The organism is Eisenbergiella sp. OF01-20 (assembly GCF_003478085.1).
GTDB lineage: Bacteria > Bacillota > Clostridia > Lachnospirales > Lachnospiraceae > Eisenbergiella.
This window is the reverse complement of record NZ_QUES01000101.1, coordinates 584-870: the sequence shown is the minus strand read 5'-3', so window position 1 is coordinate 870 and position 287 is coordinate 584. Positions and strand designations below refer to the sequence as shown.

1 pseudogene is annotated in these 287 nt (G+C 50.5%); it reads right to left on the bottom strand.

Going from position 1 to position 287, the window contains the following annotated elements:
• Positions 1 to 181: 181 nt before the first annotated feature.
• A pseudogene (locus DXA36_RS33795) lies at positions 182 to 287 on the bottom strand (DUF3847 domain-containing protein); the annotation flags it as partial.

Genomic DNA, 287 nt, shown 5'->3' with positions numbered 1-287 from the left:
AAAATATCCCGACAAGTCCACAAAAGGGTAGCTGGCGGTAGCCAGCGCAGGGGAAGCGTAGCGTCCCCTGTTTGATTTGGAGCAGACCATGACTGCGGAAAATCACAGCCCTCCGGCGAGGAGCCTTCGGAGAACGCAATGCACCAACCTCTGGGTGGTGTATAATTGCGCCCTTAGTAAACTAAGGGGTTTCTGGCTTCTTCCGTTCCAGCAGTTTTTTCAATAGTTCCTGCGTGTCCTGTCTGTGAAAAATGAGTTTCAACAACACCATGACATCATCATCTGTC